General features: G+C 69.0%; 27 protein-coding genes. 11 read left to right on the forward strand and 16 right to left on the reverse strand.

Annotated elements, in window-relative coordinates; all coding sequences use genetic code 11:
• The first annotated feature begins 356 nt into the window (after positions 1–356).
• Positions 357–1,556, forward strand: coding sequence for a phytase (locus LXN57_RS16795; protein ID WP_251799103.1), 1,200 nt, complete (start codon positions 357–359; stop codon positions 1,554–1,556).
• Positions 1,557–1,583: 27 nt separating this feature from the next.
• Here LXN57_RS16795 and LXN57_RS16800 read toward each other — a convergent pair whose 3' ends face one another.
• Positions 1,584–2,321, reverse strand: a complete 738-nt coding sequence (locus LXN57_RS16800) for a hypothetical protein (RefSeq protein WP_251799104.1) — start codon at positions 2,319–2,321, stop codon at positions 1,584–1,586.
• Between the two features lie 113 nt (positions 2,322–2,434).
• On the opposite strand from LXN57_RS16800, the gene LXN57_RS16805 reads away from it, so the two are divergent.
• Both LXN57_RS16805 and LXN57_RS16810 read left to right on the forward strand, forming a co-directional pair.
• Positions 2,435–3,577: a glycosyltransferase family 4 protein gene (locus tag LXN57_RS16805; protein ID WP_251799105.1), complete on the forward strand. Its 1,143-nt coding sequence runs from the start codon at positions 2,435–2,437 to the stop codon at positions 3,575–3,577.
• Between the two features lie 11 nt (positions 3,578–3,588).
• Positions 3,589–4,695: a glycosyltransferase gene (locus LXN57_RS16810; RefSeq protein WP_251799106.1), complete on the forward strand. Its 1,107-nt coding sequence runs from the start codon at positions 3,589–3,591 to the stop codon at positions 4,693–4,695.
• A gap of 377 nt (positions 4,696–5,072) precedes the next feature.
• Here the strand turns inward: LXN57_RS16810 and LXN57_RS16815 are convergent, their stop codons facing one another.
• The 5 genes from LXN57_RS16815 to LXN57_RS16835 form a co-directional block, all read right to left on the reverse strand.
• A complete protein-coding gene (locus LXN57_RS16815; protein WP_251799107.1) occupies positions 5,073–7,361 on the reverse strand; it encodes a S1 family peptidase in 2,289 nt (762 codons plus the stop codon).
• Positions 7,362–7,471: 110 nt separating this feature from the next.
• Positions 7,472–8,305: a helix-turn-helix transcriptional regulator gene (locus tag LXN57_RS16820; protein WP_251799108.1), complete on the reverse strand. Its 834-nt coding sequence runs from the start codon at positions 8,303–8,305 to the stop codon at positions 7,472–7,474.
• An 80-nt stretch (positions 8,306–8,385) separates the two neighbouring features.
• Positions 8,386–9,900, reverse strand: a complete 1,515-nt coding sequence (locus LXN57_RS16825) for an acyl-CoA synthetase (protein ID WP_251799109.1) — start codon at positions 9,898–9,900, stop codon at positions 8,386–8,388.
• Positions 9,901–9,903: 3 nt separating this feature from the next.
• A complete protein-coding gene (locus tag LXN57_RS16830; RefSeq protein WP_251799110.1) occupies positions 9,904–11,031 on the reverse strand; it encodes a DUF5938 domain-containing protein in 1,128 nt (375 codons plus the stop codon).
• A gap of 1 nt (position 11,032) precedes the next feature.
• Positions 11,033–11,815, reverse strand: coding sequence for an SDR family NAD(P)-dependent oxidoreductase (locus LXN57_RS16835; protein WP_251799111.1), 783 nt, complete (start codon positions 11,813–11,815; stop codon positions 11,033–11,035).
• 104 nt (positions 11,816–11,919) lie between these two features.
• Here LXN57_RS16835 and LXN57_RS16840 point away from each other — a divergent pair, with 104 nt between their 5' ends.
• Together LXN57_RS16840 and LXN57_RS16845 are read left to right on the forward strand one after the other, a co-directional pair.
• Entirely contained in the window at positions 11,920–12,525 is a 606-nt protein-coding gene (locus LXN57_RS16840; protein WP_251799112.1) for a TetR/AcrR family transcriptional regulator, read from the forward strand.
• A gap of 235 nt (positions 12,526–12,760) precedes the next feature.
• Positions 12,761–13,570 (forward strand): pyridoxamine 5'-phosphate oxidase family protein, encoded by an 810-nt coding sequence (locus LXN57_RS16845; protein WP_251799113.1) that lies wholly within the window; start codon positions 12,761–12,763, stop codon positions 13,568–13,570.
• On the opposite strand, the gene LXN57_RS16850 is transcribed toward LXN57_RS16845, so the two are convergent.
• From LXN57_RS16850 to LXN57_RS16875, 6 genes are all read right to left on the reverse strand, one after another.
• A complete protein-coding gene (locus LXN57_RS16850) occupies positions 13,542–14,117 on the reverse strand; it encodes a TetR/AcrR family transcriptional regulator (protein ID WP_251799114.1) in 576 nt (191 codons plus the stop codon). The two genes, LXN57_RS16845 and LXN57_RS16850, sit on opposite strands and share 29 nt — an antisense overlap.
• Positions 14,118–14,218: 101 nt before the next feature.
• Positions 14,219–14,539 carry a MerR family transcriptional regulator gene (locus LXN57_RS16855; RefSeq protein ID WP_251799115.1) on the reverse strand — a complete coding sequence of 107 codons (321 nt, stop codon included), beginning with the start codon at positions 14,537–14,539 and terminating at the stop codon, positions 14,219–14,221.
• Between the two features lie 801 nt (positions 14,540–15,340).
• On the reverse strand, positions 15,341–16,000 hold the full coding sequence (locus LXN57_RS16860; RefSeq protein ID WP_251799116.1) for a response regulator: 660 nt from the start codon (positions 15,998–16,000) through the stop codon (positions 15,341–15,343).
• Positions 15,997–17,154 (reverse strand): sensor histidine kinase, encoded by a 1,158-nt coding sequence (locus LXN57_RS16865; RefSeq protein ID WP_251799117.1) that lies wholly within the window; start codon positions 17,152–17,154, stop codon positions 15,997–15,999. Before LXN57_RS16865 ends, LXN57_RS16860 begins: the two co-directional genes overlap by 4 nt.
• The gene (locus tag LXN57_RS16870) at positions 17,151–17,990 is read right to left on the reverse strand and encodes a CPBP family intramembrane glutamic endopeptidase (protein WP_251799118.1); all 840 of its coding nucleotides are present in this window, start codon (positions 17,988–17,990) and stop codon (positions 17,151–17,153) included. The genes LXN57_RS16865 and LXN57_RS16870 overlap by 4 nt, the downstream gene beginning before the upstream one ends.
• Before the next feature lie 158 nt (positions 17,991–18,148).
• Positions 18,149–18,439: a hypothetical protein gene (locus LXN57_RS16875; RefSeq protein ID WP_251799119.1), complete on the reverse strand. Its 291-nt coding sequence runs from the start codon at positions 18,437–18,439 to the stop codon at positions 18,149–18,151.
• 364 nt (positions 18,440–18,803) lie between these two features.
• On the opposite strand from LXN57_RS16875, the gene LXN57_RS16880 reads away from it, so the two are divergent.
• From LXN57_RS16880 to LXN57_RS16890, 3 genes are all read left to right on the forward strand, one after another.
• Positions 18,804–19,367: a nuclear transport factor 2 family protein gene (locus LXN57_RS16880; protein ID WP_251799120.1), complete on the forward strand. Its 564-nt coding sequence runs from the start codon at positions 18,804–18,806 to the stop codon at positions 19,365–19,367.
• Between the two features lie 410 nt (positions 19,368–19,777).
• Positions 19,778–19,990 (forward strand): type II toxin-antitoxin system HicB family antitoxin, encoded by a 213-nt coding sequence (locus tag LXN57_RS16885; RefSeq protein WP_251799121.1) that lies wholly within the window; start codon positions 19,778–19,780, stop codon positions 19,988–19,990.
• Between the two features lie 94 nt (positions 19,991–20,084).
• Entirely contained in the window at positions 20,085–20,192 is a 108-nt protein-coding gene (locus tag LXN57_RS16890) for a type II toxin-antitoxin system HicA family toxin (protein WP_251799122.1), read from the forward strand.
• 129 nt (positions 20,193–20,321) lie between these two features.
• Here the strand turns inward: LXN57_RS16890 and LXN57_RS16895 are convergent, their stop codons facing one another.
• The 3 genes from LXN57_RS16895 to LXN57_RS16905 form a co-directional block, all read right to left on the reverse strand.
• The gene (locus LXN57_RS16895; RefSeq protein ID WP_251799123.1) at positions 20,322–20,681 is read right to left on the reverse strand and encodes a transcriptional regulator; all 360 of its coding nucleotides are present in this window, start codon (positions 20,679–20,681) and stop codon (positions 20,322–20,324) included.
• Between the two features lie 295 nt (positions 20,682–20,976).
• Positions 20,977–21,237, reverse strand: a complete 261-nt coding sequence (locus tag LXN57_RS16900; protein WP_251799124.1) for a type II toxin-antitoxin system RelE family toxin — start codon at positions 21,235–21,237, stop codon at positions 20,977–20,979.
• A 123-nt stretch (positions 21,238–21,360) separates the two neighbouring features.
• A complete protein-coding gene (locus LXN57_RS16905; RefSeq protein ID WP_251799125.1) occupies positions 21,361–22,176 on the reverse strand; it encodes a class I SAM-dependent methyltransferase in 816 nt (271 codons plus the stop codon).
• A 71-nt stretch (positions 22,177–22,247) separates the two neighbouring features.
• Here LXN57_RS16905 and LXN57_RS16910 point away from each other — a divergent pair, with 71 nt between their 5' ends.
• The 3 genes from LXN57_RS16910 (at position 22,248) to LXN57_RS16920 (ending at position 24,481) form a co-directional block, all read left to right on the forward strand.
• Positions 22,248–23,225: a LysR family transcriptional regulator gene (locus tag LXN57_RS16910; protein WP_251799126.1), complete on the forward strand. Its 978-nt coding sequence runs from the start codon at positions 22,248–22,250 to the stop codon at positions 23,223–23,225.
• 795 nt (positions 23,226–24,020) lie between these two features.
• Positions 24,021–24,278, forward strand: a complete 258-nt coding sequence (locus tag LXN57_RS16915; RefSeq protein ID WP_251799127.1) for a type II toxin-antitoxin system Phd/YefM family antitoxin — start codon at positions 24,021–24,023, stop codon at positions 24,276–24,278.
• On the forward strand, positions 24,275–24,481 hold the full coding sequence (locus LXN57_RS16920; protein WP_251799128.1) for a Txe/YoeB family addiction module toxin: 207 nt from the start codon (positions 24,275–24,277) through the stop codon (positions 24,479–24,481). Before LXN57_RS16915 ends, LXN57_RS16920 begins: the two co-directional genes overlap by 4 nt.
• A 75-nt stretch (positions 24,482–24,556) precedes the next feature.
• Here LXN57_RS16920 and LXN57_RS16925 read toward each other — a convergent pair whose 3' ends face one another.
• Positions 24,557–25,687: a hypothetical protein gene (locus tag LXN57_RS16925; protein WP_251799129.1), complete on the reverse strand. Its 1,131-nt coding sequence runs from the start codon at positions 25,685–25,687 to the stop codon at positions 24,557–24,559.
• Positions 25,688–25,713 lie beyond the last annotated feature (26 nt).

Below are 25,713 nucleotides of genomic sequence, written 5' to 3' on the forward strand. Positions count from 1 at the left end.
TAGGACGCCGCCGGACTCAACGTGAACAGTAGGCCCACCCCATCGCGGGGTGGGCCTACTGCCATTTCCGGACCATTCTTCACAGCAGCCGAAGAGCAGCCCGCAGCCGCTGCCGCTAGATCGGCCCGCGACCGCCGCCGGGCCGCGAGACGAGACAGTCCGCCTCGTCAGCCAGGGCGAGGGCGTGCGACAGACCCCGGTCGAAGGCCCATCTTGTTGTGCGGACCGGCAACAGCTCGCGCTCTTCGTCGGGAACGACGTGGGCCGGGGGCGCACAGCGAAGATTCAGGTGGGAGCAACCTCGGGGCTGCTTTTGTTCGGCAGTGTTGGCAACTATGCGTCGTACTGCTGGGGTTGTGGCTCTTGTCGTGCTGAGCACCGCTGTCGCGGGGCCGGCGCGGGCCGGTGGGCCGTCCGGGGAGGGGCCGCTCGTCGAGATCACGGCTGCGGTCGAGACGCCGTCGCTGTTCGACGATGAGGCGGGCGGGGATGCGGATGCCGACGACCCGGCGATCTGGGTCAACCGGGCCGATGAGTCGCGCAGCCGGGTTATCGGGACGGCCAAGAACGGCGGGTTGCGGGTCTACGACCTGGCCGGGCGCGAAGTGCAGGCGATTCTGCCGCCCGAGGGCGGGCGGTTCAACAACGTCGATCTGGTGACCGGGTTCGGGGCGAAGCGGCACGACTACGCGGTTGTCACCGACCGAGGGCTCGACAAGCTGCGCATCTTTCGGATCGAGGCGTCGGGGCGGCTTACCGACGTCACCTCGGCTGATGCTCCGTTGCTCTTCTCGCGCGATCAGGCTGAGGTCGAGACGCAGGCCACGGGCTACGGGCTGGCGACGTACGGGCGGTATGCGGTGGTCAGCCGGCGGCACAGCACCACGCTGGGGATCTTCCGGCTCGAGGAGCGGAAGAACTCGGTCAGCTACCGGGTCACCGACAAGCTTGACCTGCCCAAGCAGTTCCGCCTGTCCACCGGGGCGACCTGGACGCCGTGCGCCGAGCCGGGTGAGGAGCCGCAGATCGAGGGCATGGTCGTCGACGGCGAATCGGGCGTGCTCTACGCCGCGCAGGAGGACGTCGCCCTGTGGAAGATCCGGCTCGACCGGGACAGGTTCATCGGTGTGCCGCGGATCGTCGAGCGGGTGGCCGAGTTCGGCGCGCCCGGCACATTCGACCCCGCGACCGAGGAGTGCGTGCTGGGTGAGCCGGCTCCGGAGGCCGGGCGCATCCGGGCCGACGTCGAAGGGGCGACGATCTATCCGACCGGTAAGCGCGACGGCTACCTGATCGTTTCGAGCCAGGGCGACAGCAAGTTCTATGTGTACGACCGTCGCACCAACCGCCCGCTGTCGAGCTTCCAGGTGGTCGACGGCGCCCGTACCGACGGCGTGCAGCACTCGGACGGTGCCGCCGTGACAAGTGTGGCCCTGCCCGGCTACCCCCAGGGTCTGCTGGTGCTGCACGACGGCGAGAACAAGCCCGACGACGGCCGCGTGAGCAGCAACTTCAAGTACGTCGACTGGCGCTCCGTCAACACCGGCGGTCGGTGAGGAAGGCACGCATCTGCGTCGGCGGCTTCAGGAACGGTCGACGGTGAGCGTTGCGACGCCCGAGGTGGCGTCGACGTCGTAGCGGTCGGCCGCACCTTCCCAGCCGTCCTGCACCCAGACCGACCCGCCCGCGACCCCGGTGTGCACCTGCCCGTCGATCGTCACGCTGCCGGCGCCGCCCCGGACGGAGACTCGCACGGGAGCCTGGCCGGTCAGCCGTACGGAAAGCAAGCTCGCGCCCCCGCCGAGAACCACGCGCTGGGTGCCCGGGCCGGCCGGTAGCACCACCGACGCACGCTCGGTGCCGGAGCTGAAGTCGACGTCGCCGCCGCGGCCGCCGGTCAGGTCGACGGACTCGTCCTTGGCCCCGCCGGCCAGCCTGATCTGCCATCGCACGTCGTCGCTGAGGATGACGGTCAGCACGGCTGGACCCCTCCGGCCGGTGTCGCGCAGACCCGCCACCAGGTCGGCGCCCTCGACGGTCGCGGTAGGCGCCGAGCGGGAGTCGTCCGGTGTCGAGAGCTCGTACCGGTCGCCGCCGAGATCGCCGAGCCGCACCCGCACCACGTCGGCCCCGCTGAGCAGCAGGAACGAGGAGACGTTGTCGTCGCCGCGGATCCGGTGCGGAATGTCGTCGCCGCGCTCGCCCAGGTAGTAGCCGGGGCGGTTCTCGGGGTTGTGGTCGCGGCCGTCGCCGCCCGTCCAGTCGCACGCGCCGGCCAGCAGCACCACGCTCAGCGCCGAGGCCATCGACCGGAATCTCACGGCGGCAGGATACCCAGCGAGCTCGCCGTCTAGTCGTTCGTTCGAACAGCGTTAGGGATTCGGCCACGACGCGTATGGTGTGCTGGACATCGACGCAGGCCCATCGTGGCTGCATGCGAGTCGCTCTGGTCACGGAGTCGTTCCTGCCCGATGTGAACGGTGTCGCCAATTCGGTGGTGCGCACGGCCGAGCATCTGCTGCGCCGGGGTCACGAGCCGATGGTGATCGCACCGCAGCCACCGCCCGCGGTCCGCGACACCCCGGTCCACGTGCCGTACCCGGTGGTCCGGGTCGCTTCCCTGCCCATGCCCGGTTACCCACAGATCCGGCTGGGCCTGCCCACCCCGACCCTGACCGGCGCCCTGCGCGCGTTCGGCGCCGACCTCGTGCATCTGGCCAGCCCGTTCGTGCTGGGTGCGTGGGGTTTGCTGGCCGCCCGCACGCTGCGCCTGCCCACAGTGGCCGTCTATCAGACCGATGTGGCCGCGTACGCCCGGGCCTACAAGGTCGGTATGACCGAGGGTGCCGCCTGGAAGTGGATCAAAACGATGCACAACCTGGCCTCGCGCACGCTGGCGCCGTCGTCCGAGTCGGCCTTCGCCCTGAACGCGCACGGCGTCGAGCGGGTCCACCTGTGGCGGCGCGGGGTCGACGACGAACTGTTCCACCCCGACCGGCGCCGGGACGAGGTGCGGAAGTCGCTGGCCCCGAACGGCGAGGTCGTCGTCGGTTTTGTGGGGCGGCTGGCGGTCGAGAAGCAGATCGATCTGCTGGCCGACGTGAGCCGCCTGCCCGGCGTACGGCTGGTGGTGGTCGGCGACGGACCGGCCGCGCCGCAGCTGCACAAGGCGCTCCCGGCCGCGACGTTCCTAGGGGTGCGCCGGGGCGAGGAACTGGCCGAGCTGTACGCGAGCTTCGACATCTTCGCCCACACCGGCCCGTACGAGACGTTCGGCCAGGCGGTGCAGGAGGCCATGGCCAGTGGCCTGCCGGTGGTGGCGCCGCGGGCCGGCGGTCCGATGGATCTCGTCGATCACGAGCGCACCGGCTACCTGGTGTCCCCGTTCCTCGCCGAGGGCTTCACTTCGGCCGTACGGGACCTGGTAGCCGACCCTGCCCGGCGGGCGACCTTCGGTGCGGCCGGACGGCAGTCCATCGAGGGCCGCAGTTGGTATGCCGTCGGTGAGGAATTGCTGGGCCACTACGGCGAAGCGTGTAGCGTCGGCTTCCTCGAACGAAGGGCGGTCGCCGCGTGAGAATTGTCCGGGTGGCGAATTTCGTGACTCCCCGGTCGGGGGGTCTGCGCACCGCACTCCGCCACCTGGGCGCCGGCTATCTGGCCGCCGGGCACGACCCCGTGCTGGTGGTCCCCGGCGCCACCGAGTCCGACCAACAGACCGACCAGGGCCGGGTGATCACCCTGCCCGGGCCGCTGGTTCCCCGCATGGGCGGCTACCGGGTGCTGCTCGACCGCGCCCGGCTGAGCGCCACCCTGCAGTCGTTGCGGCCCGACCGCCTCGAGATCTCGGACCGCGTGACGCTGCGCTGGCTGGGCCGCTGGGCCCGGGGCCGGGGAATCCCGTCGATGATGGTGTCGCACGAGAGCCTCGACGGCCTGCTGCGCCTGTTCGGTCCCGGCCCCGGCCGCCGCGTCGGCGACCTCCTCAATGCGCGAACGGCCGCGGAACACGACCAGATCCTCTGCACGACCGGGTGGGCGGCGTCCGAGTTCGCGCGACTCGGCGTACGCAATCTCACGCAGGTTCCCCTCGGCGTGGACCTCGACCGTTTCACTCCGGCCAACCAGGACCCACGGATGCGCACGATGTGGTCGGCGCCCGACGACGTGCTGCTGCTGCACTGCGGCCGGCTCGCCCCCGAGAAGAAGCCCCGCCGCTCACTCGAGGCGCTGGCCGGCCTACGCAAGTCCGGTGTGCCCGCCGTGCTGGTCGTAGCGGGCGACGGCCCCTTGCGCATCGCCCTGCAGTCCGAGGCGGCCGACCGCGGCCTGCCCGTCCGCTTCCTCGGCCACGTCGCCGACCGCCAGAAACTGGCGGCGCTGCTGGCCAGTGTGGACGTGGCGATCGCGCCCGGCCCGATCGAGACCTTCGGCCTGGCCGCCCTCGAGACCATGGCCAGCGGCACCCCCGTCGTGGTGAGCGCCGAGAGCGCCCTGCCCGAGGTGATCGGCGAGGCCGGCGCGGCCGTCCCGGGCGAAGGTCCGGCCTATGCCGAGGCAGTGCGGGCGCTGCTCTCCCGCCCGGAACCCGTCCGTCGGTCCGCGGCCCGCGCGCAGGCCGAACTCTTTCCGTGGGAGCGCTCGGTGGCGGGCTTCCTCGAGGCCCACGACGCTCTGCATCGAGCAGTGGCCTGACCCGCCAAATCTTGTTCTCGATCGACCAGTGCCCGCGGATCCATGCGGCCAACGGCCTGGAAGCCACCCGATGAAATTCTCGCCGGGATCATCGAGCGCTTTTGTGGCACGGTTGCAGGCGGCCCACGCTATTGACGAGCTGATCCCCGCCGGTCTCGCGCAGCCGGGCGTTGAGGCGTGGGTGCAGGGTGAGGTCGCCCCGGCCCCGGACCCGGCGGCTCCCCGGTCCACTCGTACCGATGCACCACCGCGCCAAATGAATCCCAGACGTGGCCGGTGAGGGCCTGCGCTGAGGCTGACCACGACCGGCCCTTTTCGGAGCGGCAGTACGACAGAGGCCCGGCGGATGGTCAGCCACCGGGCCTTGCGTCGGATCGTCAGCCGCGGGGGCCGAAGATGATCGGGTCGTTCCACTCGGTGCCGGGGGCGAACTGGGTGCTCGGGTAGACGAGCACTGTGCCTGACGGGTCGCGGGCGAGCAGGCTGTCGCGGCCCGTTGTGGGAGAGCGGGTTGCGGCCAGGTCGCGGTTGGCGAAGGCGGTTCCGGCGCTGTCCACGGTGGTGGCGGTGCCGAGCGCGCCGGATTCCGTGCCGGGGTAGAGGCGGATCCGGCCTGAGGTTTCTACGGTCACCAGGTCGAGGTGGCTGTCGTCGTTGAACTTGCCGAAGACGTTTTGCTTGCAGCAGGTCCAGCCGCCGCCGACCTGGGTTCGGGTGGTCGCGAAGGCGCCGCCCGCGGTTGTCTGCGGCCACTTGAACCAGGCGCCCGTGGAGGTCTCGATCGCGTACAGCGCGTCGTACGTGTCGCCGTCGAGCCGGCCCACCGTCAGGTCGCGGTAGCCGGCGTACGCGGCGCTGATCTGGCCCTTCGGGTTGAGGCTGCCTGTCGCGGTGCCCGTGTAGAGCAGCAGCTGGCCGGAGTCGGTGAGGATGAGCAGGTCGTCGATGGCGTCCCGGTCGATGCGGCCGACCACCAGTTCCTTGTACGTGCCCCAGGTGCTCGACAACCGAACCGGTGAACCCCAGGCGCCGGCGGCCGTGCCCGGGAACAGCCAGCCCCAGCCTTCGGCGTCGATCCCGATCAGGTCGGGGTGGCTGTTGCCGTTGAACTCGCCGCCGACGAGCCGCGCCATGTCGTAAGGCTGCCGTTGCCACGCCGTGCCCGCCAGTTGCGCGCGGTCGACCCAGCCGCCGTCGGTCGTGCGCCGGTGCACGGAGAGCGTGCCGGCGCTGTCGATCGTGAGCAGACCGGCCAGGCCGGTGTTGTCGAAGGCGCCCGCGGCGACATCGGTGGCGTTGCCCCACGACGTGCCCGCACTGTCGACAGCCGCGCCGGTGCCGAGCGCACCCGACGCCGTACCCGGGTAGATCCGGATCTTCCCGGTGGCCGACTCGATCGTGAGCAGGTCGAGGTGGGCGTCCGCGTTGAACTTGCCGAACACGTTCTTCTGGCAGCATCCCCAGCCGCCGCCGACCGACTGCCGGGTGGTCGAGAACGCCCCGCCGGCAGACGTCTGCGCCCACTTGAACCAGGCGCCGGTGGCCGACTCGATCGCGTACAGCGCGTCGTACGTGTCGCCGTTCAGCTTGCCGACGGCGAGGTCGCGATAGCCCGCGTACGCGGCGCTGATCTGCCCCCGGCCGGTCAGGCCGCCCGCCGCGGTGCCCGTGTAGAGCAGCAGCTGGCCGGAGTCGGTGAGCACCAGCAGGTCGTCGTAGGCATCCCGGTCGATGCGGCCGACCACCAGTTCCTTGTACGCGCCCCAGGTGCTCGACAGTCGCACCGGGTTGCCGAACGTGGTGGCCGACGTGCTGCGGTACCACCAGCCCCAGCCCAGCGCGTCGATGCCGATGACGTCCTGGAAGCCGTCGCGGGTGAACTCGCCGAGCACAACTTGCCGCAGGCCGGCCGGGCGCACCGAGGTGCCCGCCGCGATCCAGCCCGCGAGGTCGTCGACCCGGGTCTCGTAGCCCTGGCCACGACTCTCCGTGTCCGGTTCGCCGATGCAGCCTTTCTGCCACGACGAGTCGCTGATGCCGACCAGCTCGAAGCCGCCCGGCGTCTCGCGCAGGGCCGGGCCGCCCGAGTCGCCCCGGCACAGGATCGCGCCCGCGGACGCGCCGACCACCTCGAGCGTCGTCGCGGTGGCCGACTGCACCGTGAAGGCGCCGGCGTGCAGCCGGTCAGGCACCCACTCCGTTGCCGTACGCCCGTACCCGGCGATCCGCAACGTGTCGCCCTCAGCCGGAGCAGTCCGGCCGACCGGCACCGGAACGATTCCGCTCGCCGCGCCGGACAGCTGGGCGAGCACGACGTTCCGGTCCGGGTGCGGAACCAGCGTCGTCACGCTCAGGCGCCTGCCGGCAGTGGTCGAGACGTCGGTCCGTCCGACCACGACGGTGGCCGGCCGGGCGGGCGGGCCCGCGGCGACCGGGGTGTCACCGTTCGCGAAGCATTCCTTCGCCGTGATGATCCACTGCGGTGCGACCAACGCCCCGCTGCAACTGTGGATGTCGCCGAAGCTCACCTTGGCCACAAAGGGAAGTCCGCCGTCTGCCACCTCGTCGGCGCCGGCCAGAGCCAGTGCCGTGCCCCCGCCGAGAAAACTCGACGTCAGGGCCGCTGTGAGCAGGAAACTCCCCCATGCATGCGCACGTTTGCGCACGTTGACTCCCTCTACTCGAAAGCGATCGACTGTCGAAGATCGACGACAGCCTTTTCGCGGCAGAGTAGTTGATCGATGTCCCGTGGTGGCGACGGTCTGCCCGCGAGTGACTACGAGGGGGCCGCGATGACGCTGAGCAGCTGGAGTTTCTCGTAGCTCTCGCTGCCCGGCACGGCCGTGTAGACGAGAAGCAGGTGCCCCTGGTCGGGGTCGACCAGCGCCTGGCAGCTCAGTTCGAGATCACCCAGCTCGGGGTGCACGAATCGCTTCACGTCCTGGTAACTGACGCCGATCTCGTGCTCGTTCCAGACGGACCGGAACTCTTCGTTGTTGTCGAGCAGCAGCTGCTTGAGGTGGGCGGCCCAGGAGTCCGGGCCGCGGAGCGTGGCCATCTTGCGCAGACCGGAGGCGAAGACGCGAGAGTGCAGCGCATGGTCGCCGGGGTGGTAGAGGGCACGGGTGGCCGGGTCGGTGAACCATCGATAGCCGATGCTCCGGGCCGGGCCGGCGAAACGGGTGAGGTCACCGGTGAGGGCCACGCCGAGCTGGGTCTGCCGCAGCGTCTCGCCGAGCTCGGTGACGATCTCGGCCGGGGTGTCGGTCAGCCGGTCGAAGATGCGCAGCAGGCCCGGGTTGATGTGGTCGCCGGCCGAGCCCCGGGCCGGCGGGCGGTGCCCGGCCAGGCCGAACAGGTGGTCGCGCTCGTCACGCGAGAGGTGCAGGCCCTGGGCCAGCGAGGCGATCATCTGCTCCGACGGGTGGGGACCGCGTTCCCGTTCGAGCCGGCTGTAGTAGTCGGCCGAGATGTGACAGAGCGCGGCCACCTCTTCGCGGCGCAGGCCGGCCGCGCGGCGACGTTGCCCGCGCGGAAGGCCGACGTCCTCGGGCTGGAGCGACTCACGACGGCGGCGCAGAAACTCGGCGAGCCCGGCTCGATCGATCATGGCTGTTCCTCCCGGGTCGGCCTTGCTACTCGGTTCTATCAAGCAGCACGGGGGTCCAACCACGGATTGCCGATCCGAGGCTACGGCCCGGGGGTCAGGCGGGACCGCAGGTCGGCCTTCAAGATCTTGCCGACCTTCGACCGGGGCAGGTCGTCCCAGATCTCGATCTGTTTCGGGGTCTTCACGCTGCCGATGCGCTCCTTGACGAATTCGGCCATCTCGGTCTTGTCGACCGTGGCGCCGGCGCGCAGCTGGATGACCGCTGTCACGCGTTCGCCCCATTTGTCGTCGGGCAGTCCGATCACCGCGCAGTCCTGAACCGCCGGGTGTTGCATCAGGGCCTGCTCGACCTCGGTCGAATACACGTTGAAGCCTCCGGTGATCACCATGTCCTTGGCGCGGTCCACGATGTAGAGATAGTTGTCGTCGTCGAGGTAGCCGATGTCCCCGGTGTGGTGCCAGCCGTGCGCCGAGGTGGCCGCGGTGGCCGCCGGGTCGCGGTGGTACCCGCGCATCACCAGCGAGCCCCGCACGACGATCTCCCCGGTGCCGCCACGGGGCAGCAGTTCACCGCCGGGCGCCATGATGGCCACGGTGACCAGCGGTGACGGGCGGCCCGCGGACGACAGCCGGGACTGGGCGATGCGGCCGCCGGGCAGGTAGTGGTCGGCCGGGGCCATCGTCGAGATCATCATCGGCGCCTCGGTCTGCCCGAACAGCTGCGCCATCACCGGGCCCAGCCGCCGTAACGCCTCCTCCAGGCGGGTCGCGGACATCGGCGCCGCGCCGTACCAGAAGCACCGCAGGGACGACAGGTCGGCCTCGTCCAGCGTGGGGTGGGCCAGCACCATGTAGATCAGCGTCGGCGGCAGGAAGGTGTGTGTCACCCGGTGCTGCTCGATGAGCGCGATGAACGCGGCCACATCGGGCTTGCGCATGATGACGATCTCGCCGCCCCGGGTGAGCACAGGGAAGCACAGCACCCCGGCGGCGTGGGTGAGCGGAGCCAGCGCGAGATACACCGGCCGATCCGGCCACGGATAGCTCATCAGCGTGATCGCGGTCATCGCCTCGAGGTTGGCCCCGGTCAGCTCGACGCCCTTGGGCCGTCCGGTGGTCCCGCCGGTGCCGACGATCATGGCCAGATCGTCCGCCGGTGGACGATCGACGTCGGCCTCCGCGCCGGACAGGAAATCGTCCCAGTCGGTCTCGAGGCAGACCAGGTTCCGCAACGACGGCAGCCCGTCGCGGATCCTGGCCACCAGCGGCGCGAACGCCTCCTGGTAGATCAGCGTGGTGACGCCGAACAGGTCCAGGAGCTCACGGTTCTCGTGCGCCTCGTTGCGCGGGTTGATCGGGCACCACACCGCGCCGGCCCGGCTGATCCCGAAGACGCAGGTGAAGGCGGTCGGGTCGTTCCCGGAGAGCACCGCCACCCGATCGCCGGGAACGACCCCTCGGGCAACCAGCGCGGCGGCGATGCGGAAGCTGAGCTCACGCACCTCCCCGTACGTTCGTGTCTCCCCCTCCGTGGTCAGGCACGGCGCGTCCGGGTCGAGGGAAGCCCCCTTGTCCAGGTAGTCGACGAGCCGCATCGCTCAGCGCTCGACCGTGACGGTCGGCTCGCGCACCAGGCCGAAGCTCTCGAGCACACCGAGCAGCTCGCGATGCCCGAAGGCCTGGCAGCCGGACGCGAAGCCGACCCGTCGGGGCGGCTGCTGCAGCAGGTGATAGGCGGCGTACGCCTGCATCAGACCGGTCTGCTTGTAGTTGGAGTTGCCGTAGATCACGCAGTGCGCCCGGCCCAGCGGTCCGGAGGCGTGCACCGAATCGACCGACTTGTTCAGCCGTGGGTTCTCGCGCGGCGGCATCTGGTTCATCACCTGGGCCGCGGTGGCGGTGAGGGCCGCGTACCGATCGTCCGGGTTCATGTCCTTGGTCGCCTCGACGGCCGACGCGACGATCTGCGGTACGCCGTTCATCAGCGCCCGGTTGAACACGCCACCGAGCACCTTGACGTTGGCCACGCGCGGATCCCGGCGGTACCACACCGGGTGCGAGGTGCCGCCCCACGGCAGCGCCAGCGCGAGTTCGTGCTGGCCGGGCAGCACCAGCTGATAGAGACCGGCTTCCGGGTCCCAGGCCTCGTACCTGTTCTGCTCGAGCCGGAAGGCGCCCGAGGTGGCCGCGTTGACCAGGATCGTCAGCGTCGACGCGATCGTCGGGCTGCCGCCCCAGAACACCGCGATGTCCAGAGTGTCCAGTCCCGGCTTCTCCAGGCACAGCTCGGCCGCGATCTCGCCGGTTGTATACATTTGCGCGATGCCGGGCGCGAGGAGCAGGCCGGCCGCGGCGAAGCCGGCGCCGTAGTTCTCGTCGCAGGTGATCATCCAGTCCTGCTCGCCGGTGGTGTCGAGGTAGTGCGTGCCCGCGGCCAGGCAGGCCTCGACGACCTCGGGTCCGTAGACGCTGAACGGCCCGACCGTGTTGCACACGACGGAGGCGCCGGCGAACAGGTCGGTCAGCTCCTTCCGGTCGTGGCCGACCTCGGCGATCTCGTAGTCGGCGGTCTCGATGCCAGCCACGTTCTCCTGCATCGACTGCTTGAGCTTGGCCGCGTCACGGCCGGCGGCGACGAACGGGACGTTGTACTCGCGCAGGTATTCGCAGATCAGGCGGCCGGTGTAGCCGGAGGCGCCGTAGACGACGACGGGCTTGGTGGCCATGTCACATCCCCATTCCGCCGTCGACGGGCAGGCCCGCGCCGTTGATGAACCGGGCCGCGTCGGAGGCCAGGAAGACCACGGCGTCGGCCATGTCGGTGACCTCGCCCAGCCGGCCGGACGGGGTGAGCTCGATCACCGCGCCCACGGCCGCCTCGGGTGAGGGGAACAGCCCGAGCTCGGCCACGTCGTTGGCGAGCCCGGCGCCCATCGCGGTGGCCACCAGCCCGGGGTAGACGCAATTGACCCGTACGCCGTAACCGAGCTTGCCCGATTCCATGGCGGCGACCCGGGTGAGCCGGTCGACGCCCGACTTGGTGGCCGAGTAGACCGAGATGCCGGGGAAGGCGATGGTCGCGGCGACCGAGGCCACGTTGATCACGACGCCGCTCTTCTGAGCGCGCATCGCACGGAACGCGTGCTTGATGCCGAGGGCGGTGCCGAGCAGGTTGACGTCGAGCTGCTTGCGGACGGCGGCCGGGTCGAGGTCGACGATCAGGCTGGTGATCTCGACGCCGGCGTTGTTGACCACGATGTCGAGCCCACCCATGATCCCGATCGCCTGCTCGACCGCGGCCGCCCAGCTGTCGTCGTCGGTGACGTCGAGGTGGACGAAGCCGCTGGAGTCACCGAGCGACTCGGCCACCTTGGGGCCGAGATCGTCCTGCAGGTCGGCCACGACGACGGAGGCGCCGGCGGCCGCCATCGCGCGGGCCATGCCTTCACCCAGACCCTGGGCGCCGCCGGTGACCAGCGCACGCCGGCCGGTGAGATCGATCTGTGCCATGTAGGGCTCCCGGGGGGTCGAAGGACTTGAGACTCACATCACATGCCTGATCTTGACACTTGTCAAGAAAAGTTTGGACGACTGTCAAGCCGTACGATGGTGACGTGCCCCCTGTGAAGAGCCGGCCGATCGACAAGTTCGACCACCGCCGCGACGAGTTGGCCGAGTCGGCGCTGCTGACGCTCGGTGAGCTGGGATACGCCCGCGCCAGCCTGCGCGAGATCGCCGGCAACTCGCCGTTCAGCCACGGCGTCGTGCACTACTACTTCCAGGACAAGCTCGAGCTGGTGATCTACAGCGTTCGCTACTACAAGGCGCGCTGCGTCACCCGGTACGACCCTGTCGTGCGCGACTCGACGTCCCCGGAGGAACTGATCGAGGCCTTCGCCGACAAGCTGGCGCAGACGATCCGCGAAGAGGCGCCGATGCACCGCCTCTGGTACGACCTGCGCACCCAGAGCATGTTCGAGGAACCGCTCCGCGACGCCATCACCGAGATCGACGCCACCCTGGAGGCGATGATCTGGCGGGTGGTCGACCGCTACGCCACGTTGACCGGCGCTCCGCCCTCGGTGCCCGCCTCCACCGCGTACGCCATGCTCGACGGCCTTTTTCAGCAGGCGCTGCTCGCCTACACCGCCGCCGGCGAAACGGTCCTCGACGGCCTGGCTGCTCAGGTCCGCATCGTCCTGCCGCTGATGGTGCGCTGACCTTTCCCGCCCTGCGCTGACCTTTCCCGCCCTGCGCTGACCTTCCCGCCCTGCGCTGACCTTCCCGCCCTGCGCTGTCCGGAACACGTCGGCCGTATTTTTACCAAACGTTTGGTAATATGGATGACGCACCGGACCGACTGAGGACGGATGGATCACCATGGTTTTCCACCGGGGAGAGCTGGAGGCTCAGGCCCGAGCCGGCTTCACCACGCGGGCATCGGCCGTCTCACGCATGGTTCAGCCGCTGCTGCCCGACGGCGCCGACGACTTCCTGTCCCACCAGAACATGCTGGTCGTCGGGGCTGAGGCCGACGACGGCCGGCTCTGGGCCTCGCTGTTCGCCGGTCCGCGGGGCTTCGTCAGCGCTCCCGACGACGTTTCGGTGCAGGTGCTGGCCCGGCTCGCGCCGGCCGACCCGGTCGAGCCGATGACCCGCCGCGCGGGCCGGCTGGGCCTGCTGGCCATCGACCTCGAGACGCGGATCCGGTTGCGGATGAACGGCACGTCGACGCCGCTGCCGTCCGGGCTGCGGCTCGACATCGAGCAGAGCTTTCCCAACTGTCCGAAGTACGTCCAGAAGCGAACGGTGATCAGCCTGGACGGGACGCCGTCGGAGCCGGTCGCCGCGACGAGCGTGTCCGCGCTGACCGACGACATGAGCCGGTTCGTCAGCCGGGCCGACACCTTCTTCGTCGCCTCGGCATCCGAGACCGGCGACCCCGACGTCTCGCACCGGGGCGGGAACCCCGGCTTCGTCGAGGTGCTGTCGCCGACCAGGCTGCGCTGGCTCGACTACGCGGGCAACAGCATGCTGATGACCCTGGGGAACATCATCGAGAACCCGAGCGCGGCGCTGCTGTTCGTCGACTGGACCACCGGCGCCACGCTCCACCTCACCGGCCGGGCCGAAGTGAGCTGGTCTCCCTCGCGCGCGGTGGAATTCGAGATCGACGAGGCCGTCCTGCTGCCCCGATCCCTGTCGGCGAACTGGTCGGCGCCCATCCTGTCGCGATTCAACCCGCCGGTGCCGGCTGCCGGATGAGGATCTGGGGCAATTCCGCCAGCGCAAGCTGAAACTCCGCCGGATCGTCCAGCACGCGGGCCAGAATCAGCGACCCCTCGATACGGGCCAGCGCCGCCCGGGCCCGGCGCCGAGCGTCCTCTTCGGAGGCCCCGGCCCGCCGGGCGACGTCGGCCATCGCGGTCAACCAGCTGGTGGCCAGATGGGCGGCCCGCGCGCGGATGTCGTCCGGCGCGCCGCGCAACGTCATCGTGTCGAGAACACAGGCGAGGCGGCCTGCGGCATAGAACACGCCGACGCGGCGGGCCATCTCCTCGACTGCGGCCGTCGGATCGCTCTCGGACGTCAGCGGCGCGACGATGTCGCCGAACGCCCGCTCCACGGATTCGAGCACGGCCGCGGCCATGCCGGGTTTTCCGGTGGGGAAGCGGTGATAGAGGCTCGCCCGATGCAGCCCCGAAGCCGCCGACAGGGCCGTCAACGACGCCCCCTCGTAGCCCGACTGACGGAAGATCTCGGTGAGGTGCCTCAGCAGCACCGAATCGTCAACACTCGGCGCCCGCCCCATACGCCAACATTACCGAACGTACGGTAAATACGGTGCGCGTCTGACTCCGGTGAACATCGCGCGCTGATCGGGTGCCCGATGGCGCCGGGCACCTGATGGGGTCAGGCAGCGTCCGCGTGCCGTTGTTGCTGGTAGCTCTGATTGTGCCGGAGAGCGTCGTCGAGCTGGTCTTCGAGGATGATGATCCGGCAGGCTGCTTCCAGGGCGGTGCCGCGGTCGACCATCTCTCGAGCCCGTGCGGCCAGACGCAACTGGTACCGGGAGTAGCGACGGTGCCCGCCGGCGGACCGGAACGGGATGATCAGTTTCGCCTCGTCGAGTCGGCGCAGGAAGTCCGGCGAGGCGCCGGTGATCTCCGCGGCACGACCCATCGTGTAGGCGGGGTAATGCTCGTCGTCGAGCATGTCATCCGGTTGGGCCATACAGGTACCTCCATGACGAGGGCCCCGGCGCGGAAGCGCCGGGGCCCAGGGGTTACGGGTTTACTACACCATCTACCGACAGGTTCGTCGGCTTGTCGTATCCACACCGGCCGCGAACTTCAGCGGCTTGCGGTGCGAGGATCGCATAAGCGTGACCGGAGACCACCTCACGTTCGATGGAGACTGCGGTGTCCACCCCAGAACCGGAACTGCGTCCTGACGGCGGGCGATCCAACGGTGCTGAACCCTCCCTTTCCTCTGCTTCCATTACCTGAACTGCTGTCGTGCCATCCACTGGTGTCGGAGCCCCACGCAACTTCATGGCCCCGCCCACATACGGCAGATCTCTCTTGCGTCAGGCAGAACCCCGAACGTGCATCGGCCCTGCCTGGATGTGCCCTGACCTGGAATTACGTCAAGGACTTGACCATCTTTTCCACTGCCGTGCCACTTGCGTAATGCGTACTTCTGATTCGGTTCCCTCAGGCAGAGCCCCGAGGACTGCATCGGCCCTGCCTGCGCGCCCTGACCTGGAACTACGTCAAGGTCTTGTCTTGCCACTGCATTGTCTTGCTGGGGTGCGGTCATGCACTCCATCGCGGTGCCGAGCGAGCCACGAATGGTCCGGGCCCTGCTTGACGCTCGGCCTGCTACGTCTGCGTCTTCAACGATCTCGGCTGTCAACGAGAGAAACATTAACCGGCTCTGCCGAGAAAGTCTAGTAAGTTCGACATAGATTTTCTCGGCACCTTCGGGCCGGTTCCAGCGTCCGGCGGGTGCCTCCGGACCGGGGGCTCAGAGTCAGTTCACCAGGCCCCTGCGGTAGGCATAGACCACCGCCTGCACGCGGTCCCGAAGGTCGAGTTTGGTGAGGATGCGCGATACGTACGTCTTCACGGTCTCGTGGCTGATCACCAGGGTCGCGGCGATCTCGCTGTTGGACCGGCCGTCGGCGATCAGGCGCAGCACCTCCAGTTCGCGCGGGGTCAGCGCCACGTCCTGCGGGGTGTCCTCAGCGGGACGAATCCGCGCGGCGTACCGGCCCAGGAGCTGCCGGGTCACTTCCGGGGCCAGCAGCGCGGCACCGGTCGCGACGGTACGGATGCCGTGCAGCAGCTGCGCCGGAGGGGCGTCCTTGAGCAGGAATCCGCTCGCTCCCGCGCGCAGCGCCTCGTAGACGTACTCGTCGAGGTTGAACGTCGTCACCACGAGCACCTTCACCGGATGGGTCACCCCGGCGCCGGCCAGCAGGCGGGTCGCCTCGATGCCGTCGAGCACGGGCATCCGTACGTCCATCACCACCACGTCCGGCCGCAGCCGCCCGGCCAGCTCTACCGCCGCCCGCCCGTCCCCGCACTCGCCCACCACCTCGAGGTCGGGCTGGGCGCCGATGATCGTGGCGAAGCCCGTACGGATCAGCGGCTGGTCGTCGCAGACCAACACCCGCAGCGACGCGGTCACGACGGGCTCCCGCTGGGGATGCGGGCCCGCACGACGAAGCCGCCGCCGGTCTGCCGGCCCGCGCTGAACTCGCCGCCGAGCACCACGACCCGTTCCCGCAGCCCGGTCAGGCCCCGCCCGCTGCCGCCGAGGGACGCGCTGCCCGAATCCGCGCCGCCGTCGGTGCTGACCTCCACGGTGGTCTCCTTCTCGCCATGGCGCACATGCACAGTGGTGCGGCTGCCGTGGGCGTACTTGAGGGCGTTGGTCAGCGCCTCCTGCACGACCCGGTAGGCCGCGACCTCGGCGCTGCCCGTGCTCGCCGCCGGTGTGCCGCCCTCGGTGAACTCGACCGGCTGCCCGGCCAGCCGGGTCTGTTCCACCAGGGTGTGCAGCTCGCCGACGGACGGCAGGCGCGGCTCGGTGCTGTGGTCGGGGTTGAGCAGATCGAGCAGGTGCCGCAGGTCCGTGATGGCCCGCCGACCGGTGCCGGTGATCGCGGTCAGGCTCTCGTCGAGACGGTCGGGGGTGGCGGTCAGGTAGCGCGCCGCCTCGGCCTGCACCACCATCGCGGTCACATGATGGGTCACGACGTCGTGCAGTTCACGGGCGATGCGGGTGCGTTCGGCGGTACGGGTGGCCTCGGCCACGTGCCGGCGCTGCTCCGCCTCGGCGGCCCGGGTCCGCCGCATCCAGGCGCCGACGCCCCAGGCGATGGCCAGCGCGAGATAGAACGTGATGAAGTCGGCAACGGTCTCGATCGATCCGCTCCGGCTCAGCGCCACAGCCAGCGGGACGTACGCCATGGAGAGGAGCACCACGGTGGTACGCCGGTGGAGTTCCAGGTGCAGCGCCGTGCTGATCAGCGCGACGGGCAGGGCCGTGCCCGCGACCGTGTGGTAGGCGCGGAGCTGGTCGATCGCGAAGCCGAGCGAGACCACGGCGAGGCTGAGGGCGGGCCAGCGCCGCCGTACGGCCAGCGGCAGGCACTCCAAGGCGACCACCAGCACCGTCAACGCGTCGAACGGGCGGGTCGGCAGCTCGCCGAGCTGCGTGCCGCGGTGGTTCAGAGCCGGCACCGCCGACATGAGGACCAGCAGCAGCGCGAACGGGAGGTCCCGGACGGTGACGTCCCAGCGCCGCCAACGCTCCGGGACCCGCCGGAGGTCGATCATCGGGAAACTGTAGCCGTCGCCGCCGGTTCCCCGGCCGTGCGCCGGCGACGCGGGACGATGTGACCGCGGCGGTGGGCCAGCCACATGAACACCACGGTCATCGCCGCGCCCGCTGCCACCGCGTACAGGCTGCCCTCGGGACCGAAATCACCGCCGGTGACCAGGGCCTGGCCCGACGTCGTGGCATCCAGCAGCCCCTTCGACTCGCCGTTGCCGGAGACCACGACGCTGAAAATGGCCCCGGCGGCGAGGTTCCAGCCGAAATGCAGACCGATCGGCACCCACAGGTTGCGGGTGGCGGCATAGCAGGCGGCGAGCATGAAACCGGCCTCGATCGCGATGGCGGTCGCGCCCCACAGGGTCGCGTCCGGGTTGAACAGGTGCATCAGGCCGAACACCACGCCGGTCAGCAGCAGCGAGATCCAGGTGCCGATCCGTTCCTCGATGACGCGGAACAGCACGCCACGGAACAGCAGCTCCTCGGTCACGGCGGCGGCGGCCATGAACCCGACCAGTCCCACCGCGCCGGTCACCGAACCCAGGCCGTGGACGTGGTAACCGTCGAGGAACGCGATGTTGGCGATGACGGCCGCGAACATCGCCGCCCCGATCAGTGCTCCCCGGCCGAGCCGCGCGACGGCCCCCGCACGGGCCACCTCGGTGGGTGCTCGGTGCTCGGTGCGCCGGACTACCCACCCGTAAACCACGACAGCGAGCACCGCTGTCACGAGCCCGAGGATCAGGGTGAGCCACGGGTTCCCCTGCACCGCGGCGACGCCCTGACCACCGATGAAGGCGACCGCCGCCACTGCCAGGAACTGCTTCACCAGACGCATTTTGACTCCTCCATGAGGCCTGCGGCTCCAGCGTCGCGGGCTGCAATGAACGCTATGGATTCGTCGCGCCGGAATCGTCACCGCGCGGTGGACACTCTCGCGTAGCTCGCACGGGGGACAGGAGCCGCTTATGGCCGAAGAGACGTTCGCCCGCTATCTCACCCCCGGTAGATGACCACCTTGTGGTCCTGGTTGCCGGCCGCCGCCACGGCCGCGTCGGCGGCGATCGCGGCGCGGGGCGGGGTCTCGAGGTTGTTTTCGCCGTTGAGCAGGAGCGTCGGGCCGGAGAACCGGGGCCGGGCCTGAGTGACGGTCGGGAAGCGGGCGAGGTCTTTGATGTAGCTGACCGGGAAGGCGTCCAGGCCCGGGACGTTGGGGGTACGCGTCGATGCCGGTGTTCGCGCGTAGCACCGCGCCGGCCTCGGTGTCGATGGCGATCCGGCCGTCACGGTTTCTGTCGGTGCCGGCCTTGAACTTCCTGCCTTCGAGCAGGACGGGTGCGGAACAGGCCAGCGACCTGCTTCGGTTGCCCCACCAGGCCGTCGGCCGCCTCCGCGGCTGTCAGCCGGGCCGTCGAGGTCGAACTCGTCGTGCAGTTGCAGCAAGTGATCTTTTCATGCGGATGACGCTAGGGAAGTCGCCCTCGGGAAGCGTCCCCCCGGAGTGGACAGTCGGCGACCCCTCGCCCGAGGGGCACCTGCCGCCGTGCGTCCTGGGTTGACGCCACCTATGGAATGCGCTTAACCTAACATCGTTAGAAAACGTAACGACGTTAGGTCACATGCCGCGTCGACTTAGAGCAAGGGGACTCACATGCGTACGTGTACCTTCGTTTCCGGTCTCACCGCAGCGGCTGCCGTAGCGGCTTTCATTGCCGGCGCCGCGGCTCCCTCGACGGCGGCCCCGAGGACCGAGACCCCGCAGGCCGGGACGCAACAGGTCGTCGGGCATGCGCAGCAGAGCTCGAGGACGGATCAGGCGCCGGCGATCGTGCGGCGCTGGGCCGCCGCGTGGAGGACCACCGACACCCGCGATCTCGCTCGTCTGTACACGAAGGACGCTGTCTACACCGACCGCGCTCTCAACCTGGTGTTCCGCGGTCGCGAAGGGGTCACGGAGTGGGAGACCGGGTCCCATCAGCTCGTCGGCGATCTCGGCTTCGAAGTGACGGGCGGGTTCCGCGGGCGTGACGAGGCGGTGGTGGAGGGGGTGTTCAGCGGGCACATCGTCGGTGCGCCTCGTCCGTTCGCGGTGCCTGCGGTGACGGTGCTGCGGCTGCGGGGCGACCTGATCCGGGCGAGCGACGACTACTACAACCGGGGTGAGATCCTGAGCGATTCCGGCCTGCCCGCGGACTGGACCCCGCCCGGCAGCTGATGCCGTCTTGACCACGAACGGCTTCGGCCCGGTTCCGCGGAGACGCAACCGGGCCGGAGCCGTTTCGGTACTTACCCGTTTTCCGGAAGGTCGGTGCGCCAGCCGCGAAGCAACGTGCTCGGCGCTTGCTAGGCGAGTCGGCGCCGAGGCGCCCTCTGTCTCCAGGGCGTGCAACGCGGCCTCGATGATCTGTTCCCGCGTGCTTGCGCGTTCACGGGCCCGTCTGGTGCCGGTTGGCACAGTTGCCACCTCGCTTCGAACGTGCAAGTGGGCCGGACGTTGCACCATGCGAACCACCCAGCCATCGTCACAGGCCGCCCGCTACCGCGGCATTTGACCAGCTCAAGAGCTGTCCGGGCGGTGGGAAACGCACTGACAGCCAAGCACTGAATCGCGGCTATCGTGACCACATGGCCGAATCTCGCACGGTAACTGTGCCGGTCGTCGTGGAGCGCGACGAGGACGGCGTGTGGTGCGCCCATGCGCAACTGCGTCCGGGCGTGGGCGCGCACGGGGAGGGCGACACCGAGGAAGCCGCGCTGGAGGATCTCCGCGAGGCGCTGGCCGGCCTCATCGAGGAATTTGGCGTTCCCCGCGAGCTTTCCGTCACCGTCGCTGCCTGATGCCGCCCCTTCCCGCGGTCTCCGGCTCCCGCGTCGTGCGCGCTTTGGAACGGCACGGTTCAAGGTGGCAAGGGTTGCCGGCAGCCACCACATCATGCGTCACCCAGACGGACGGGGCACCACGGTTCCAGTGCACGGCAACCGCATCGCCAAGGGCATCCTCAGCGATGTCGGCATGACGATCGACCAACTCGCGCCCTGAGCGACATGCCGTTCTGGCGCAACCGCGTGACTACACCCACGGCGTGAGTCCTCGGCGCGCGGGAGGCCCAGTCCTGAATGTCGAACGCTCCGACTATCGATGCGAGTAACGACCGACCGGGCCGCAGCCTCACCGAGAAGCGCGGCGACGACATCGCCGATCCGGCGTGGGCCGATCGTGGTGCGGCGCAAGGCTTTCCAGCGTCCGACGAGGATCGCGAAGCCGCGTTCGCCCTGCCATCGCATACCGGCTCAGCGTCGCCACCTCGTTGACGTCCAGATCGCCGTTCTCGATCTGGCTCACCCGCCCCGGCGAGACGCCCATGAGCTCCGCCACCTGCCTTTGCGTCAACCCGAGGCGCTTCCGCTCCTCCGCCAGGTGAAACGCACCGACCCAGGCCTCGGTCCGGGCCCGCTCCCGCTCGATGGCTTCGTCGTCCCCGTCGTGCAACTCCGGACGGAGGTCCTCCCAGTCGTGGAACTGGCTCATGAGTTCTCCCTCCGCTTCTCTCCGCAGCGATCCACCCGTCGTATCGGCGACCCATTGTCGATGCGTTTGCGCAGGTCAAGTCGATGACCACAGGCCGAGTGCATGATCGACCGACTGGTGGGCGGACTGTCGCAGCGAGTTGCCCGTGCCTGATGATCACGCCTCGTGGGCCGCCCGTGGCAGCGACCGCTGAGCCGGCGGGGACCAGTGGTTGGCCAGCAGCGATAGTGAGGGGGCGCGCTTATGTGCGGTAGGCGTCGCGGCGGTGCCGGATCGAGTGGATTTCTACGACACGCTAGGCCTCGTCGATGCGGTAGATGATCCGATATGTGCCGCGACGGGCGGAATAGTATCTGTCGAACGGTTCATCGAGGGGCTTTCCGACCCGAGATGGGTTGACGGCGATCGCATGTTGGATCGTCTCCGTCGCCGCGATCGCTACCTCGAACGGCAAGTCCTCCCTGAGATTCCGGCGTGCCCGCCGGGGCAGCAGGACCACGTACGGATCGGGACCGCCGGTTCCAGGGTCATCGGTCTGTTCGGCATCACCGGCCATCAGGCCGCACCGCCACGGCGGCGCTCCAACTCGGCACGGACCTCTTCCACGGCGAAGGTGCAGTCGATCGGGCGGGTCCAGTGGCCGGATACCAAACCGCCGGGTCCATCGATCGCCTGGCTGTCACGCACCTCGCTCCGCCCGTACCAGCCAGTGCCGACCCGGAATCCGGACGCCGGTATCGGCGGCGTATCGGCGCAGCACAGGGTCGAGCTTTGCGGCGACATCGGCCTCGGTAACCGCCCCGGATTCCAGCAGCGCACGTGCCGGCCCACTGCCGATGAAGAAGGCGACCGCTTCTGAGACATCTCGGCCGAAGAAGAGCGATGTGGTCAGCGGCTCGATGTGTAGGTGCAGGTATCCGGCGGCAGTCAGGATCCGGGCGGTCAGGTCGGGGTCGGCCAGCGAGAACATACCCTCGTTCGGCGTCCGGCCAGGTGCGCCGAATGCCTCGCCGGGAGCCTGGTACCACTCGCACTGGTCGGCTGCCTGCGGGCACACGAACGTCAGCCGTCCGCCCGGCCGCAGCGCTTGCCGGATGTTGGCGAAGGCGGACATCGGGTCGGTGAAGAACATGACACCGAACTGGCTGATCGCCACGTCGAACCAGTCGGCGGCGAACGGATGCACCTGGGCGTCGCCGCGCATGAAGCGGACGTTGGTGAGGCCGTCGTCTGCGGCGTAGCGTGTCGCCCGGTCAAGCATCGGCCCCGACAGGTCGAGACCGACGGCCTCTCCTTCGGTGGCGATCCTGGCTGCCGCCCGGGTGCTGTAGCCGGTGCCGCAGCCGATGTCGAGCAGCCGATCGCGAGGACTGACACCGGCCGCCTCGATCAGGTGGCCGGCGACGTCGGCATTGATCAGGTCGGCGCGATCGGCCCAGTGCTGCCCTTCCGCACCGTTCCATGCCTGATCCTGGGCGGTGTTCGCAATATTCATACGCCTTAGGGTGGCGTGCGCCTGGTATGCGCGCTACTGCCGATCAGGCATCGCTGCCATAAGCTTCGCGCATGCTGGAAACCTGGACCCTGCGAGTACTCGTGGAGGTGGCCGAGCGAGGATCGTTCTCCGCAGCGGCGGAGGCGCTTCATATGACCCAGCCGGCCGTGTCACGCCAGATCGGGGGTATCGAGCGACAGGTCGGACTGCGTCTGTTCGATCGCTCCCCACGCGGAGTGAAACCGACCCCGGCCGGTGACGTCGCTGTGGCGTACGCCCGTGATGTCCTCGACGGCATCCAAGCCATGACGGCTCGCCTCGCCACGTTCAGTGACCTCACCAGCGGACAGTTGCGGCTGACCGCTTTTCCCAGCGCCAACACCGGGCTGATGCCTGAAGCGATCCGCCGCTTCCGGGCGGCTCACCCCGGCATCGAACTCACCCTCGAAGGCCGTGATCCGGCCGGGCCGCTCGCCGCAGTCCGAGGCGGTGACATCGACCTGGCACTGATCACCCGCTGGGACCTGTATGCCAACCCATGGGCGGCCAAGGTGACCAGTGACCGAACCACCGTGGCGCTGGACGGCGTGGACCTCGTGCCATTGCTGGACGAGGAACTCCTGGTCGCGCTACCCGCGGACCATCGACTCGCCCGCCTGGACCGAATCCGCCTGGCCGACCTGCGCGACGAGACATGGATTGAAGGCGCATTCCCCGACTGCCTAGGCCCTCTGGCAGAGCTGACCGAAGCGCTCGGCCGTCCGCCAAGCGTCGGTTTCCACTGCGACGACTGGACCGGCAAGCAGTCGCTCGTCGCCATCGGCTGCGGTGTGACCCTCGTGCCGACACTGGCTCGCGGCGACATACGGCAGGGCGTCGTCATGTGCACGACCACGCCTCGGCTTCCCCCACGCCGCCTGTACGCCGCCATTCCACCGCACGGGCAACGGGCCCCCGCGGCCGAAGCCATGTTGACCTTGCTGATCGAACTCATCCAGCAACAACGATACGGACCACTGCCGAGGGCGCAGTCAAGCGGAGCCGCCTGAGAACACTTCCCCAGGAGCGAGTTCAGGTGGCGATCGAGTGCACGCACCGGCCCGGATAAAGCGCCGCTGCCGCCCCAAGCCCTTGACCAAGCGCGTCCTCTGTACACCGACCGCATCCGCTCGCGCGAAACGGCAGTGGATGCGGCCGGCCGGGCCTCATCGCGCCGCGCATTCCCACGCGAGCGACGGCAAGACCATGTCGTAGCCCTTCGGCTACTTCGCCGCGATCAACTCGTCCACCTGGTCCCAGGCCCGGACCCGGTTCGTGCCAGTTCGTCCAGACGCTGCTCGCGGGCTCGGTCAACGGCCGGCTCACTCAGCTCCGCCGGCCCGGCAGGGCCGACACGATCGCCGCGAGCCGTCCTTCCTCGTTCCACCGTTCCTCGGCGCCGTCCTCGGCCTCGCTACGAAGACCGAGGATCACATGCGTACGGGTCGCCCGGAAACCGGCCGAGCCTGGTCAAGCGCTACGAACTCGTAGCAGGGCATCGAGTTCGGCATCACTGATCGAAGACACCCGCGCAGGATAGAGAACCGCATCCGGCGCTTCACCAGCATCCGACGACATCGAACCACCGGGCTGTGGTTCGCATGCAAGATCACCGTGGGCCGGACGTTGCACCATGCGAACCACCCCATCGCCATCCCCGGTGGCCCACTACCGGGACGTTTGACCAGCTCACGTGGCAGGTAGTCGCATTCGGGACCGCCGTCTGCGGCCCCGAACGGGTGTCAGGAGCGGCGCACCGCGACCACCAAAGTGGTACCGCATCCGGTACAACCTTGGGAGGCGTCGTGACTTCAGCGTTCAGTGCCAGCGAGGCACGCAAGTCCCTCTTTCCGCTCATCGAGCGCGTCAACGAGGACCACACCCCGATCGAGATCGTCTCCGAGCGGGGTAACGCCGTCCTGGTGAGCAAGGAGGACTGGGACTCGATCATGGAGACCAACTACCTGCTTCGATCTCCCGCCAACGCCAAGCGTCTCGTCGAGAGCGTCGAGCAGTGGCGATCCGGCCGGGCCACCGAGCGTGAGTTCGGGCCCGAGGAGTGAAACTCAGACGGACCGACCACGGCTGGGACGACTACCTGTGCTGGCAGACCCAGGACCGGAAGACCCTCAAACGCATCAACGCATTGATCGCCGACATCAAACGCGATCCCGACGGCCCGGGCATCGGCAAACCGGAGATCCTTCGAAACAACCTCGCAGGACTCCGGTCCCGGCGCATCGACGACGAACACCGCATGGTGTAAGCCGTCGAGACCAACGAGATCACCATCATCTCCTGCCGGTACCACTACGAGTAGCTCCGGCCCGGTCAGTGCTGCTCAGCCGCGTTTGGCGAACTCTGCCAAGCGCTCGCTGAGCGGGCTCACCCGCGGGCGCGGTGGCCGATCGAAATGGCCCGGCTTGACCTCGCGCATCAGCGCCTCACCGTCCCGGCTCCAGTCGAAGCGTGGCCGTTTCAGCAGCCGCCGGAACACGACACTCGCCTTCTCTGGATCCCGAGCAGCCAGCCGGCGCAGGACCATCGGCTCCACGCTGTCGTCCTCGAGATAGGACAGTGTCTGCTCGCGCCACCGGCGGCGCCGCAGCAGGCCGGGGTTCGCGAACGCTTCCTCCACGAGGCCGAACTCCGCGTAGAAGCCGAGCCCGTCCGTCTCGTCGTAGATCAGCGCCACCGTTTCCGCATCGGTCAGATCCAGCGGCAACGACATCGACACCGCAGCAGGGACATCCTTCGGGTCCGGCCCGAGAACCACGTCACGGCAGTACGTGTAGTAGCCGTCGAGCCGCTCCTGTGTCTGTTTACCCGGGACCACCAGCAGATCGGTGCCGAAGAACTCGACGAACCGGGCCCGGTCAGCACGCTGGTGTTCCCATGCCAGTGCAATCTTGTCCGGGTTTCGGAACACCGCTTCCGGCGTACGCAACGACATGTCCAGCGCGAGCTGATAGGCAATGCCCCGCTCGCTCCCACGCAGAATCTGCACCGGCCCGCTCAGCATCCACTCGTCACCGACCGCGACCAGCCGGGCGATGATGAACGAGCGGCGCGGCATCTGCTTGAACACGGCCGGGCCCATGTTCGATCGGACCCGATAGGTCAAGTCGTCGACCAGGCTCTCCACCAGGAGCGCGGACCCGTCCTTGCGCTGCACCTCGAACGGGCCCTGCACCACATCGCGCCAGCCGAGCACCATCTCCCGTTCGGCCTCCGGCAGGTCCGGCCGGGCCTCCACGAACTGCTCCACCACCGTCCGGCCGTTCGCCAGCCGGTGCTCCAGCACGAAACAGTCCCAGAGCAGCATCCACCGCTGCTCGTCGGCGTCTTCCAGGCCGTTGCCGTACTCGGCCAGAAAACTCGACGCAGCCCGGTCGTAGCGGGGCTGCTGAGAGAACGCCACCAGCTCGCCCTTGAGGTCACCAGCGCGTCGTAGCAGCGCGGCATCAACCATCGACATGCCACCAACCTATGAGCCGT

This window comes from Paractinoplanes hotanensis (genome assembly GCF_023717965.1).
GTDB lineage: Bacteria > Actinomycetota > Actinomycetes > Mycobacteriales > Micromonosporaceae > Actinoplanes > Actinoplanes polyasparticus.